The organism is Demequina aurantiaca, assembly GCF_050598105.1.
GTDB lineage: Bacteria > Actinomycetota > Actinomycetes > Actinomycetales > Demequinaceae > Demequina > Demequina aurantiaca_A.
The window spans coordinates 939,488-953,576 of sequence record NZ_CP192436.1 but is presented as its reverse complement, the minus strand read 5'-3'; the positions used below and the strand labels follow the sequence as shown (position 1 = coordinate 953,576).

Annotated in this window: 7 protein-coding genes; 4 read left to right on the top strand and 3 right to left on the bottom strand. The window is 64.6% G+C overall.

The genetic code is table 11. The annotated features are described in order from the left end of the window. Positions 1–12: 12 nt before the first annotated feature. From cydB to ACQU6B_RS04200, 4 genes are read left to right on the top strand one after another with little or no spacing between them, the layout of a single operon-like run. Positions 13–1,038 (top strand): cytochrome d ubiquinol oxidase subunit II, encoded by a 1,026-nt coding sequence (gene cydB / locus ACQU6B_RS04215; RefSeq protein ID WP_430868796.1) that lies wholly within the window; start codon positions 13–15, stop codon positions 1,036–1,038. Between the two features lie 6 nt (positions 1,039–1,044). Further along, positions 1,045–2,676, top strand: a complete 1,632-nt coding sequence (locus ACQU6B_RS04210) for an ABC transporter ATP-binding protein/permease (RefSeq protein ID WP_430868795.1) — start codon at positions 1,045–1,047, stop codon at positions 2,674–2,676. Continuing rightward, a complete protein-coding gene (gene cydC, locus ACQU6B_RS04205) occupies positions 2,673–4,337 on the top strand; it encodes a thiol reductant ABC exporter subunit CydC (protein ID WP_430868794.1) in 1,665 nt (554 codons plus the stop codon). Before ACQU6B_RS04210 ends, cydC begins: the two co-directional genes overlap by 4 nt. After that, entirely contained in the window at positions 4,330–5,946 is a 1,617-nt protein-coding gene (locus ACQU6B_RS04200; protein ID WP_430868793.1) for a sensor histidine kinase, read from the top strand. The genes cydC and ACQU6B_RS04200 overlap by 8 nt, the downstream gene beginning before the upstream one ends. A 23-nt stretch (positions 5,947–5,969) precedes the next feature. On the opposite strand, the gene ACQU6B_RS04195 is transcribed toward ACQU6B_RS04200, so the two are convergent. The 3 genes from ACQU6B_RS04195 to ACQU6B_RS04185 form a co-directional block, all read right to left on the bottom strand. Beyond that, positions 5,970–6,587, bottom strand: coding sequence for a hypothetical protein (locus ACQU6B_RS04195; protein ID WP_430868791.1), 618 nt, complete (start codon positions 6,585–6,587; stop codon positions 5,970–5,972). A gap of 112 nt (positions 6,588–6,699) precedes the next feature. Beyond that, a complete protein-coding gene (locus ACQU6B_RS04190) occupies positions 6,700–12,762 on the bottom strand; it encodes a ThuA domain-containing protein (protein ID WP_430868792.1) in 6,063 nt (2,020 codons plus the stop codon). Between the two features lie 627 nt (positions 12,763–13,389). Further along, on the bottom strand, positions 13,390–14,007 hold the full coding sequence (locus tag ACQU6B_RS04185) for a hypothetical protein (RefSeq protein ID WP_430868791.1): 618 nt from the start codon (positions 14,005–14,007) through the stop codon (positions 13,390–13,392). Positions 14,008–14,089: the final 82 nt, after the last annotated feature.

Sequence of the window (14,089 nt, the reverse complement as noted above, 5' to 3'; positions counted from 1 at the left end):
TAAGGAGACATTATGGAACTCACCACCGTCTGGTTTCTCGTCATCGCATTCCTGTGGACCGGGTACCTGGTCCTCGAGGGTTTCGACTTCGGCGTCGCCATGCTCATGCCGGTAGTCGGCAAGAACAACGCTGAACGCCGAGTCGCGCTCAACACCATCGGGCCCGTCTGGGACGGCAACGAGGTGTGGCTGCTCGCGGCCGGCGGATGTACGTTCGCCGCCTTCCCGCAGTGGTACGCGAGTATGTTTAGCGGCTTTTACCTGCCGTTGCTCTTTATCCTGCTAGCGCTCATCCTGCGCGCCGTCGCAATCGAGTATCGCGCCAAGATCAACGACCCCCGATGGCGCACCAACTGGGACCGCGCGATCATCGTCACCGCGTGGGTGCCGTCAATCCTGTGGGGGGTGGCCTTCGCCAACCTGGTCCGCGGCGTGCCGCTCGACTCCGACCACGAGTTCATCGGCAACTTCTTCACGTTCCTCAGCCCGTTCGCGCTGCTGGGTGGCGCGGTTACGCTGCTGCTGTTCCTGACGCACGGTTCGGTGTTCTTGGCACTCAAGACGGACGGCATCGTGCGCGAACGTGCACAGAAGCTGGCCGTGCGGTTCGCGCCCGTCGCGCTAGTGGTCACTGCGGTGTGGGCAATCTGGGCACAGCTCGCCTACTCCGATGTGGCATGGACCTGGATCCCCATCGTCGCCGCAGCCGTGGGCCTGGTGCTTGTCTGGAGATTCTCCTTGCAAGGACACAACGGCAAGGCCTTCACCGCCAATGCCGTGGCCATCGTCGGAGCCGCAGCGCTGATCTTCGGTTCGATGTTCCCCGATGTGATGCCCGCTAGCAACGACGCAGCCAACTCGCTGACGGTCTACAACGCCTCGTCGACGTCCTATGCACTGACGGTGATGACCTGGTTCGCGGTCTTCATGCTGCCTGTAGTGCTGCTCTACCAGAGCTGGTCGTACTGGGTGTTCCACAAGCGCATCCACTCTGACCACATTCCCGAGCACAACGAGCTCACCTTCGCCAAGGACTAGGGGCTTATGCGCCCCTTCGATCCGCGACTCATTGGCAAGATTGGACCCGCGCGCCGGTACGTGATCGTCACGGCAATCCTGGGTGCCGTGACCGCGTTGCTGATCCTGGCGCAGGCGCTACTCATCGCGCGCCTGCTGGCCCCGGTGCTAGCGCCGGAACCGCTGACCGAGGACGGCCTAGGTTGGTGGGGACGGCTAGTCCCGGAGGGCACGCGCACCCTCGCGGTGGGTCTCACCTGGCTCACCGTGGTGGTGGTGGCGCGCGCCTCGGTCACCTGGCTGCAGGAACGACTCGCGCATCGGGCGGGCGTCCGCGTCATCAGCGACATTCGCACGCAGGTAGTCGACCACGCCGCGAGCCTAGGGCCGCGCTGGATCGCCCAGGGCGAGGGTGCCTCGGTCACCACCGTCGTCACCCGCGGACTTGAGAACCTACTCCCCTACTTTGTGCGCTACCTCCCGCAGCTGATGCTGGCGGCCACGGTCACGCCACTCATGCTGATTGTGGTCCTTGGCCTCGACTGGCTCTCCGCGGTCATCATCGCGGTCACGCTGCCCCTGGTGCCCGTCTTCATGATCCTGGTAGGCCTGCTGACGCGTGAGCGCTCGGCTCGCCACCTGGACAGCATGGAGCGCCTGGCTATGCGCACCCTCGACCTGATTGAGGGCCTGCCTACCCTGCGGGCGTTGGGTCGCGAGCGGGGTCCCGCCGCGCGCGTGAGGGAACTCGGCGACGCGTACCGTGCGGCGACGATGAGTTCTCTGCGCGTCGCGTTCCTGTCCGGCATGGTGCTCGAGCTCTTGACCACGCTGGCCGTCGCCCTCGTGGCGGTCACCATGGGATTCCGGCTCATCGCGGGCGGCATCGGCATCGAGACCGCGCTGGTCGTTCTGGTTCTGGCACCGGAGGTCTACCTGCCGCTGCGCAACGTGGGCACTCACTTCCACGCCTCGGCGGACGGCCTCGCCGCCGCCGACGCGGCGTTTGAGATTTTGGACGCCCGCGCGCCTAGTCCGCAGACGGAGACCCTGGGAGCGGCGCCCGCACTGCGCGGCGTCAACCTCTCGGTACGAGATCTCGCGGTGGAAACACCCGACCGACGGCGTTGGGCGCCGGCGGCGCTCAGCTTCGACGCCCAGCCGGGAAGCGTCACCGTGCTGCGCGGCAGCAATGGCGAGGGGAAGTCGACCGCGCTCATGGCGTTGGTGGGGCTGCTAGCCCCCGACCTGGGCACGATCTCCGCGGATGCGGCCGCCCCGTCGGGCGACACGCCTTCCCTGCAGCTGCTCGCCAGCCCGAGCGAGAGCGTCGAACGCATCGCGTGGAGCTCGCAGTGCGCGTGGGTCCCCCAGCGACCCGACCTGGGACCCGCAGGCCGGACACTGAGTCTGGGACAGCGCCAGCGCCGCGCGCTCGACCGCGCCTTCGCGTCAGGACGCCCGGTGCTGGTGCTCGACGAACCCACCGCGCACCTCGACTCCCAGTCGCGCGCGGAGGTCATCGAACAAATCCGTGCCGCCGCACAGGGCGGCGCCACCGTGGTGGTGGCGACTCACGAGGTCGAGATGATCGACGCGGCAGACGTCGTGGTGGACGTGCGCGACGCGATCCGCCCGCACGCGCAGGTGGAATCGTGACCGCGCTGCGCGAGGCGCTTCGCGACACCGAGATCCGTCGCTGGCAGGTCGTCAAGGCCGTCGCGCTCGGAACGATGTCGCTGGGCTCCGCGGTTGGTCTCGCCGCGGTCGCCGCGTGGCTGATCGCCAAGGCCGCGGAGATGCCCTCCCCCGCGGATATTGCGCTGGCGGCCACCATCGTCCGATTCTTTGGCATCAGCCGCGGGTTCTTTAGGTACCTCGAGCGCCTCGCGAGTCACGATGCCGCGCTGCGTGGCGTGGTCGCCCTGCGCGAACGTACCTACAAGGCGCTGGCCTCCTCGGGTGCTCGGACCATTATGGGCTTGCGGCGCGGCGACATCATCGCGCGCCTTGGCGCCGACCTCGACGCGATCGGCGACGCGGTGGTGCGCGCGATCATTCCCGCGTGGGTGGCCCTCACCGTGTCCGCGCTGGCGGTCGCGGTCGTCGGATACTTCTCGCTTCTCGCAGCGGCCACGCTGGCAACCTGCCTCGTCCTTGCGGCGCTCCTACCCGGGATCCTGACCGCACGCGCGTCGCGAATAGCCGCCGAGCGCGGCGGTGCGGCGCAGGCGCGAGTCACCACCGTGGTTCATTCCTCCCTCGAGGCAGCGTCCGAGCACCGCGTGTGGGACACCTCGGGAGCCGTTCACGACGAACTTGAGTCGGCCAACAAGGAGGCCGAGGACGCGGCCGATGCTGCAGCCTCGCCCGCCGCGTTCGCCGCCGGGTTACAGTCCCTCGCAGCTGGCGCGGCGCTCGTCCTCGGACTCGCCATCGGCGTCAGCGCCGCCGCCGCCGGGAACCTCAGTGGTCCCGGCGCTGCGGTAGTCGCCCTCACTCCCCTCGCGGCGTTCGAGGCAGTGGGCGCAGTCCCCACCGCCATGAGCCAGTACTTCAGGTCGCGATTCGCGGCACGGCGCGTGCGAGCCATGACGAGCGACTCTGGCTCCGCGTCGCCTGAGACCGCACCGTTCCGCGATGCGGCCTCCGTCACCGCTGCAGCCGCGACTCCCGCTCTTGTTATCCATGGGTTATCGGTCGGTTGGCCGGCCAGCAGGGATCACAGCGCATCGATTCCCACCCGCCCCGTGACCGTGCGGGTAGAGCCCGGCACCAGCCTGGGAATCGTCGGACGGTCGGGCACCGGCAAGACAACCATGCTGCTGACCCTTGCCGGCGCGCTTGCGCCGATCCAGGGCGAGGTGTTGCTGGACGGCAAGCGGGCGACCGAATCCGACACCGGCACGGTAGTCGCAATGACGGCCGAGGACGCGCACGTGTTCGGCACCTCGGTGCTGGAGAATTTGCGCGTGGCCAGGGGCGACCTCACCGCGGACCAGGCTGCGGCCGCGCTCCAGACGGTGGGACTGACCGCGTGGGTCAAGGGCCTACCCGACGGCATCGACACGCTGCTCGGCTCGGGTGGCGACTCCGTGTCCGGCGGCGAACGGCGGCGTCTGCTGCTTGCTCGCGTGCTCGTGACGCCTGCACGAGTACACCTGATCGACGAACCCGGCGAGCACCTCGATAGGGCTGGACGCGACGCGCTTAGAGCGGTCTTGGATGAGATGAGAGCTCAGGGGCGTACCGTTGTTGTGGTGACCCACGACCTCGACCTCCTCGACCGCGCCGACCAAGTGGTGGACCTAGATGCCTGACCAGCCGATCCCCGCGATCGATGCGCTCACGCATGCCATCGTCGCCCTCAATGCCAAGCACTCGCTCGCGGCCGTGCTTGCGGAGATTGTCGACGCGTCGCTGCAACTGACCGGCGCCCAGTATTCCGCCATTAACAGGCTCGACGCCAACGACCGCAGCATCGAGTTCCAATACGCCGGCATGGACGACTCGGTCTGGGAGCGCATCGGACGCGCCCCCGACGGCGTAGGGGTGTTGCATGTGATCCCGCGGGACGACATTCTCGTCGTCGAGGAACTCAGCGAGCATCCCGCCTTCCTTGGCCTTCCGGAGGGTCACCCTCCGCTGGGTGCCTTTCTCGGGACGCGGCTCCGTGTACGTGACAAGACGTTCGGCTATCTGTACCTCGCGAATAAGAGCGGCGGCTTCAACGAGGCCGATGGCCGGGTGGTGCGGGCGCTTGCCGCCGCGGCCTCCGTCGCGATCGACAACGCGCAGATGTATCACCAGACGGTGGAACGACAGGCCTGGCTCGAGGCCTCCAACGCCATCGTGACCGCGCTCCTGTCCGACCCTGAGGACGAGTCCGTCTTCACGATGATCCTCAATTCGGCCACCGGAATCGCCGGCGCCACGCACGCTGCGCTTGCGCTCCCCGGCGTCGCGGACAAGTGGGTCATGGAGTTCACCTCAGGCCCGCAAGCCGATCACCTCCTGGGCCTCGAACTGCCCGACGACGGGCACGCGATGATGACCGTCCGTAGCGGGGTGGGACTAGTCGCGTCCATACCGCCTGGCACCTATGTGCTCAAGGCAATTAGGGACTTTGGGCCAGCGATGTACGCTCCGCTGCGTGCGGGCGACCGCACGGTCGGTCTCCTCATGCTGTGGCGCGAGACCGGCGAGCGAGAGTTCGGCGAAAGGGACCTCGCCACAGCGCAGCGGTTCGCCACCAACGCGGCGGTCGCGCTGGGACTGGCTGAGATAGCCCATATGAAGCGCGTATCCAAGCTCAACGACGAGAGCCAGCGCCTCGCGGACGACCTGCACGACTTCGTGTCGCAGGAGCTGTTTGCCACCTCGATCCAGCTTGAGAGCATCAGCCAGGACGCGAGTCCCGAGGTGGCACGGCGGCTGGGCGCGACGTTGGAGCACGTCCGTCGCGCCCAGTTCGAGGTGCGCGGGGTGATGAGCACTCTCGCGGTCGGGCGAAGCGCCGAGCCCCTCTCCACGCGACTGATCCGCGAGATAGTGCTGGCGGGCGAGACGCTGGGCTTCTCCCCCGTCGTGGAGGCGCCGTGGGACGACGTCGCCGACGCGGTGGCTGCGGACCAGTCACTCGCGGACGACGCCGTCGCCGTGACTCGCGAGCTGCTCTCGAACGTTGCCCGCCACGCTCGCGCGAGTGCGGCGTGGGTGAGCGTCGCGTGCACGGACAGCCGGCTGAGCATCACGGTGAGAGACAACGGAATCGGCCCAGCGGGTGCGACCAAGCGCCATTCGGGGACCTCCAACCTCGCCAACCGTGCGTTACGCAGGAACGGCTCGTTCACCCTCACCGAGGCCTCACCCGGCACGGAAGCGCCGGGCTCGATCGCCGAGTGGAATGTGGCGATCGAGGTTTCCTGACCGGGGCGTCTGGACCCCGTTGGTTAGCTGGTCGGTGTTGCGCGCTTTCGGAGGAAGATTACGAGTGCTGCGATGATGAGTGCCGCGCCGGCGATGAGTGCCGCGATGGCTAGTGTGGACATCCCGGTGGAACCGTTCTGGTCCTGCCCGTCGGCGTCTGCCGCGGGGGTCGCAGAGGCGTCGGTAGAGGCTTCGATGGGTTGCGGCTCGATAGGCGCCTCGAGGGGCTCAACCGTGAACTCGATGGTCGCGGCGGCCTCGCCGGGCTCGGTGGTGGTGACGTCGACGGTCCAGTCGCCGTTGTCCAGGAAGGGCTCTTCGGAGACCCAGCGGCCTTCTCCCTCGGCTGAGGAGATCAGCGCGATGGGGCCGACCATTTCTCCTTCGGCAGACATCGCCATCGCGACCGGGTCCATCACCTCGGTCACGATATGGCCGTCTTCAAGGTAGGTCGCGTAGAGGGCGATGCCGCCCGCCGCGTCACTGGAAACGTGCAGCTCGAAGGGCCCGCCATGCGCCGCTGCGCTGGTGGCCGACATCAGCCCACTAGCCAGTGCGATCAACGCGACCATCATCGCGGCGACAACCACTCGTGCCCGTCGTGCGTCCGGGCGGTCAGAGGTTCCTAGTGAGCTTGTCATCGTGCTGCCTTTCTCTTTCTTAAGGGGAGCTTTAGTGCTGTCTGCCAGCGCAGTTCAAGGGGCCCCGACATCTTGGATGATGTCGAGGCCCCTTGACTGTAGTGCTTATCGACTAGTCAGCTAGTCGGTCGTACCGGTACAAGAACGCAGCCATCGCGTCACGGTTGGTAAGGCTCAAAGGACGGTATTCCTTAGCGCCGCTCACACCCCAACCAGTCGTGATTCGAGTATCAGCCAACCACGTGATCTCCTTGTAGAACTTGGTGCTCGTCGTCATATCGACGAACGGAGACCTCGAGGGGCTGGTGTGAGCAGGCTTACCAGCGAAGCGGTAAAGGAACGCCGCCATTGCGTCTCGCGTGATCGGCTCGTACGGACGGAACGTCTTAGTTCCGTTCTTTTCAAGCCAACCGGTCGAGATGCCTGCCTGTGAAGCCCACACCATCTCCTTGTAGAACTGCGTGCTCGGAGTGATGTCCGCGAAGGGAGACTTCGACGGCAACGTCACCGCAGGTGAACCCGCGTAGCGGTACATGAACGCCACCATCGCGTTGCGGTTCACGTCCGACAGAGGACGGTATTCCTTACCCGCCTCAGTAGCAAAGCCCGTCGAAACGCCCGTGCTTGCCAGCCAGGAGATCTCCTTGAAGAACTTCGTCGAAGCGTTGACGTCAATGAACGTCGTCGGCACCGTCGGAGACACGAAGGTGAATGACTTAGCCGAAGAGGAACCGGCTGCAGTCGTGACCACCACGTTGACCGTGCCGGCCGCGTGGGCCGGAGTCTTCACCGTGATCTTGGTATCGGAAACAACAGCCAAGCTCGTTCCCGAAGCGGTACCGAACTTGACCGAGGTCGCACCGGTGAAGTCAGTGCCCGTCAGGGTCACCGTCGTCCCACCAGCAGTCGTACCCGAGGTCGGAGACAAGGCACTCAGCGCGGGGGCCGAGACCTCTTCCTCAACTTCAGGAACGTCAGTGCTACCAGCAGCGGAGATGTTGCCCGCCGCGTCGGTGGCCCTGAACTCAACCGTCTGAGCATCGTCCGTGAGAACGACGCCCTCGGTGTACTCAGTCCATGCACCAGCGTCAATCCGGTACTCGACCAGATCCACACCACTGCCAGCATCGGTCGCCGTCACCTCAAAGACACGAGGATCAGCTTCCAGGTCAGCAACAGCACCGGTCACTGAAGGCTTGGTGGCGTCAATCTTGAACGACACCTGACCCTCAACCTCGTCCACCTCAGGGCTCGAGGCCTTGAAGTAGATGGTGTGCTCACCGTCGTCGCTCACCACGATGGGCGAGGTGTACTCCGCCCACACGTGCTCACCGTCGAACAGGAACTCACGGTAGACACTGCTCTCGCCACCACCGGTGACATCAATCTCCACCGTGACGTCACCGTTGTACCAACCGTTCGCACCCGAAGCGCTCTCGGGGCTCACCGTCGCGGAGACCTCGAGAGGCTCCACCACGACGTCCTCAATCACCCGGAAGTAATCGAAGTACGCGGTGTGTGAGGCAGTCGCCTGTGCAGGGTGGCCCAGGGCGTACAGACCGACCTTTCCAGTAGTTGCGGCGGCATTGGTCATCGCGACATCGCCTACCTGCGCCCACGTTTCACCGTCGACGCTGTAGTAGCCGGTGAAGTCATCGCCGCTGCGCTCGAGGCGAAGCCAGACGATGTCGTTGGTCACTGCGTCGACGTTGGGTTGCGGCTGTTGCACCACACCGCCAATTTCGCTGCGAATCTCTACCTTACGGTTGAGGGCGGCGTCCGCTACGTTCAGCGAGATGACATCCAACTTCACGTAGTTGTCGTCATCTGCACGGACGATCAGGCCGCCCTGCTGGTAACGACGGTCGAACTCCGACGCATCAATCTTTGTCTCGACTACCCACTCGTCACCCTCGACGTCCTGGACGACGAAGTTGGTAACGTCACCCGCTGCCGCCGCATAGATGTCATAAGGCGAGGTATCGATCTGCAACTCGCCGTCAGCTACACGGTAAGCCGCAGCATCCTCGTTCACCACACTCCAACGGCATCCATCGAGAGCGGTCCCGTCGAACTCATCGTTCGGACCACTCGCGGTTGCAGTGTCGTCAGGAGTGATGTGGAACCAATCGAACTCAGCTTCCACCAGCGTCGCCGGCGCGGAGGTGCTACCCACTGCCATCAGGCCAATACGAGGGTTGTCGATCCCAGCGAGCTGCTTGGTCTGCGGCATCATCGTGAAGTCCACGCCGTCAGCGGAGTACCACGCATTGAGATCGCTCCCATTGCTGGTGAACCGAACGTAGTACGTGTCGGGGAATTCAGCGCCTAGGAGCGCGGTGTTCGACAACACGGCTACCTCGTTCGGGGCAGCGTCCTCTTCCCTGAGGAATTGGAAGATGCGGTCACCAGCGGAGTCAACCTTACGCGCCTGCAACATCATCTTGGCGTAGTTGTCGTCATCTCCATAGATCACGATGCCAGCCTGCTGGAACTTATCCCTGGCGGGGAAGGTGACCTTTGCCGTCGCGGTGAAGGCACCTGCAGGAAGGTCCTGCAAGACGATGTTCTCCGAGTCCTGGTTCCTCGTTCCATAGATGTCGGTCAGCCCCGCGGGAATGACCAGCTTGCCGTCCTCGATGCGAGCGTCCTGCGTGGGGCGGACGATGCCGTCCCAGCGCTCGGTGTCGAGGTTGTCATCGGTGAAGTCGTCCGAGCGGCCACTGAAGCACATCTGCGTGCCCGTGTTCCCGCCGGCCTGAGTCACGTTGATCGTGACCTCTTCCTCGCCGTATGCGCCCTCCTCGTCGGTGGCACGCACCTTGAGCAGATACTGGCCGGGAGTGTCGTACACGAACTGCTCGGTGGCATCTCCTGCAACGAATCCTGCACCAGTGCCCTGGTTCCACGTCAGCGTGACATCGGTACCTTCGGGGTCGGTTGCCGTCGCGGTGGCATCCACCGTCAGCGGCGCGTCTCCGGACACTACTGGAACGTCCAGGTCGATAATCGGCAGCTGGTTGCTGTCGACACCTACCCCGGTCCACTCGAAGTAGTTGATGTTGACGCCGCCGGACACGTTGACGAAGTACAGCGTGCCGGTTTCGGTCGGGAGGTCGGTCAGCTCAGTACCGAAGTCCTGGTACTGCTGCCATCCGCCGGTACCCGTGTAGTTGAATGTTCCCAATTCGGGCCCGTCCGGCGCATTCCAACGCATCGAAATGGTGCCAGGCTGGTTTGGCGATGCTCCACGCATCTCAATACCGGTGATGCCCTTGAAGTTAACGGGCTCGTAGGACCACCAGTCGCCGGCGCCGACGAAGGACAAGTTCAGTCCGCCGCCCGCGTCGCCAGTGCTTTCGGTACGCACGCCCTCTGAGTCTCCGCCAGTCTCGTCGAAGTACTCGGCCTCGAAGTGCTTGGAGTTGAGAACGTTGGTGCCGTATGCGGTCAGCGGGACGTCTGCGGCGCCGCCGTCATCCGTGTAGCGCACGTCCACTACCCAGAAGATGTTGGCCGTCAGGCCGTGTCCGCTGTCACGCTGCGTGGGAATGTTCCCCTCGCAACCATTCAGCTCTCCCATGGGGTGCTGGTGCGAGTCGTGACCCAGCGCCGGAAGCACCTGCACGTTTGCACAGTCGATAGCTCCGGACGCGTCGGGGTCATCCACAATCACCTTGTAGGCGACCTCGTCACCCCAGGAGAAGAATCCACCCTGTTCGGGGAAGACGATGCTCACTGTGGGCAGCGCATTTCCAACGACCAAGTTAACTGTCGCGATAGAAGTGCGCTCATCGGGGTCGGTCACCGTCAGCTGAGCGGTGTATTCGCCCACACCATTGTAGGTGTGCGTGGGGTTCAGGTCGCTGGACGTAGCCGAACCGTCGCCGAAGTCCCATTCGTAGTCGAGCGGGAGTGCGGCGGGGTGACGCGTGCCCTCCGAGGAGAAGTTCACCTCGAGTGACGTGTCAGCGGTGTGCGTGACGTCAGCCGATGCGCGAGCCACGGGCGATGGACTGCCCTCGACATAGTCAATGCGGTAGACACCGGAATCGGCGTTGTTACCACCGAAGCCGGAGCCCCAGTCGATCACGTAGAGCGAGCCGTCGGGGCCCCACTCCGCGTCCATGACCCGGTTGAAGCCGGACTCGTCGCCAATTAGGTCAGGCAGCATCGGGACCATCTTCAGGATCTCGGTTCCGGGCTCCGCGCCTTCGCGGTTCATCTGGATCGAGAACGCCTCACCGTTGTTCCAGTCACCAAAGAATGCCTTGCCGTCCCAGTACTCGGGGAACTTGGTGTCGACGTCTAGGCTCTCGTCGTACTCGTACGCGGGTCCGCTCATGGGTGCGCCGGTGTAACCGGAACCGTTGCCCACCTGAGGCCACGGGTTGTCGTTGCGTCCACGCTCGCCGTAGTACTCGGGCGCAATCATGGGCGGAAGGTTGGTCAGACCCGTATTGTTCGGGCTGTCATTCACGAGGGCATTGGGATTGTACTTGTCCCCTGACTGACCGTTGGCGAAGTTGTAGTCGTTGTAGCAGGTGATACCCGTGCAGAAGGGCCAGCCGTAGTTGCCAGCCTCGGACACGATGTTCCACTCGGTGGTAGCTGCCGGGCCGCGGTTTGCGTTGCGGCTACCAGCGTCGGGGCCATAGTCAGCCACGAGGACGCTACCGGTGTACGGGTCAAGTCCGATGCGGAACGGGTTACGGAAGCCCATGGCGTAAACCTCGGGCCGCGTCTTGTCGGTCGCATCAGCGGCCTCGTCGAACAGGTTGCCTGCGGGGATCGTGTAGGAACCATCGGTCTGCGGGGTGATGCGGATAATCTTTCCGCGCAGGTCGTTGGTGTTACCCGAGGTGCGCTGGGCGTCCCAAGATGAGCGTCCGGCCTGCTCGTCGATCGGCGAATAGCCGCCCGACGCGAAGGGGTTGGTGTTGTCGCCCGTGGCGAGGATCAGGTTGCCGTCGAGGTCAAAGACCATGTCGCCGCCAGCGTGGCAGCACTCATCGCGCTGAGTCGTGACCTTCAGGACCGCGATCTCCGACGCAGCGTCGAACGTTCCGGCTGCGGGGTCGTACGTGAAACGCGAGAGCCGGTTGTGAGGCCCGTCCTGTGCGGTGGGAGTCTTGGGCGAGTAGTAGATGTACGCCCAGTTGTTGTTCGCGAAGTCGGGGTCGAGCACCATTCCGATGAGCCCGTCCTCCTGGCCCAGAGCAACGTCCAACTGGAGAGCGTCCGAGCCCTGCTGGGTGTCGCCGTCGATGCGGCGAACCGTACCCTTGCGCTCAAGGAAGAAGACCGTGCCGTCTTCGGCCACGTTGAGGGACATCGGGTTCCCGGTATCCCCGTCCAGGGTGACGAGCTCGTAGCTGTCGCTCTGCGTGACGTTGCAACCTGCCGCCTCAACACCGGCGGCAGTGCGGATACCCTGGCGCAGGTGCTCAACGAAGTTAGCGTCGGTGAATGACGCCTCAGTGTGTCCGCCACCGGTGTACCAGGAGCGACCTCCGTCGTAGTTTTGGCACCACGCGATGGGGTGGTCGTCGCCCATGGTGCCGCCGTTGTACGAGTCGTCGTCGAGCGACATCAGCACGTGGACGTCGCTGCGCGGGTTGTCGCGGAAGCTGTACCACTCATCAAAACGCGGCCACACCTCGTCGAGGTGCTCGGTCGACGGGTGCGCGAAGTCCTCCACGATCACGTCAGCGTTCTGCTGCGCAGGGTGGCCCTGGAAGAACGCGCCCACGAGATCGCCGTACCATTCCCAGTCGTACTCGGTGTCGGAAGCCGCGTGAACTCCTGCGTAACCGCCGCCGGCCTGAATGTAGGACTCGAAGGCCGCCTGCTGGTTAGCGTTCAAAACGTCGCCCGTGGTGGAGACCCACACGACGACGTCGTACTGCTCGAGGTTCGCCTCGGTGAACGCCTCGGCGTCCTCGGTGGCGTCGACCTCGAAGCCTCCGTCTACTCCCATCTGCTCGATGGTGGCGACTGCGGTGGGGATGGATCCGTGCCGGTAGCCGGCGGTCTTGGAGAAGACCAATGCCTTGAACTCGGGTTCCACGGGTTCGACAGCGAGGGGCACTACGGCGCCCTCGAGGTTAGAGGCAGGGACGGTGCTCGCCTGCGCTGGTGAAGTGCCAAGGGCCGTGAGTGGAAGCGCAAGCATGGCGCTCAACACGGCGGCTGTGACACGAGGACTTTGACGGCGTACGTAGTTGTACAAGGAAGTGATCCTCTCGGGCCCCGCATCGTTGCGGCGCCTGTTTTGACTGCGTTGGTTACGGCTCGACACATCACTGTGCCAAGTCGTTAACGGCGACCATAACTACACTTATGATTTCTGTCAACGTAAAGATGCGCGACGTCTTGTGTAAGGCGCGCATATGCAAAGAAAAGCTGTAGGAGGTCGACATAAAGTCGAATCGTTGCGAAAGCGAGCTCCGCAAAGGACAATCCAGTCGGGCCTAAAAATGCCCCCGGCCCCAAGCGTCGACGATTTCTCAAGGCACGGGGAAGTAGCACATCCGGCCGACGTGCGAATGAGGCAATTGAAGGCACCCTGGACCCCCGCAGGTGTGGTGGGCCTCGCGCGGGCAGCCGCCCGCGCCGCGTCTTCTACGGCGCGAAACAGCCCTCCCCTAAGGAGGGGCCACTTCCTGACCTGCTTGAGGCCAGCCAGGGGCCGAGTCTCGCGCGCGCACTCCTGATGGCTTCTATCAGACCTACCGCGCTCTGTAGACGAGCGCACGGTGGCGATCGAGGTTTCCTGACCGGGGCGTCTGGACCCCGTTGGTTAGCTGGTCGGTGTTGCGCGCTTTCGGAGGAAGATTACGAGTGCTGCGATGATGAGTGCCGCGCCGGCGATGAGTGCCGCGATGGCTAGTGTGGACATCCCGGTGGAACCGTTCTGGTCCTGCCCGTCGGCGTCTGCCGCGGGGGTCGCAGAGGCGTCGGTAGAGGCTTCGATGGGTTGCGGCTCGATAGGCGCCTCGAGGGGCTCAACCGTGAACTCGATGGTCGCGGCGGCCTCGCCGGGCTCGGTGGTGGTGACGTCGACGGTCCAGTCGCCGTTGTCCAGGAAGGGCTCTTCGGAGACCCAGCGGCCTTCTCCCTCGGCTGAGGAGATCAGCGCGATGGGGCCGACCATTTCTCCTTCGGCAGACATCGCCATCGCGACCGGGTCCATCACCTCGGTCACGATATGGCCGTCTTCAAGGTAGGTCGCGTAGAGGGCGATGCCGCCCGCCGCGTCACTGGAAACGTGCAGCTCGAAGGGCCCGCCATGCGCCGCTGCGCTGGTGGCCGACATCAGCCCACTAGCCAGTGCGATCAACGCGACCATCATCGCGGCGACAACCACTCGTGCCCGTCGTGCGTCCGGGCGGTCAGAGGTTCCTAGTGAGCTTGTCATCGTGCTGCCTTTCTCTTTCTTAAGGGGAGCTTTAGTGCTGTCTGCCAGCGCAGTTCAAGGGGCCCCGACATCTTGGATGATG

What these genes read in the sequence shown, in the direction of transcription:
- cydB (WP_430868796.1), top strand. Translation starts at nt 13, where the DNA reads ATGGAACTCACCACCGTCTGGTTTCTCGTCATCGCATTCCTGTGGACC.
- ACQU6B_RS04210 (WP_430868795.1), top strand. Translation starts at nt 1,045, where the DNA reads ATGCGCCCCTTCGATCCGCGACTCATTGGCAAGATTGGACCCGCGCGC.
- ACQU6B_RS04200 (WP_430868793.1), top strand. Translation starts at nt 4,330, where the DNA reads ATGCCTGACCAGCCGATCCCCGCGATCGATGCGCTCACGCATGCCATC.
- ACQU6B_RS04195 (WP_430868791.1), bottom strand. Translation starts at nt 6,587, where the DNA reads ATGACAAGCTCACTAGGAACCTCTGACCGCCCGGACGCACGACGGGCA.
- ACQU6B_RS04190 (WP_430868792.1), bottom strand. Translation starts at nt 12,762, where the DNA reads ATGCTTGCGCTTCCACTCACGGCCCTTGGCACTTCACCAGCGCAGGCG.
- ACQU6B_RS04185 (WP_430868791.1), bottom strand. Translation starts at nt 14,007, where the DNA reads ATGACAAGCTCACTAGGAACCTCTGACCGCCCGGACGCACGACGGGCA.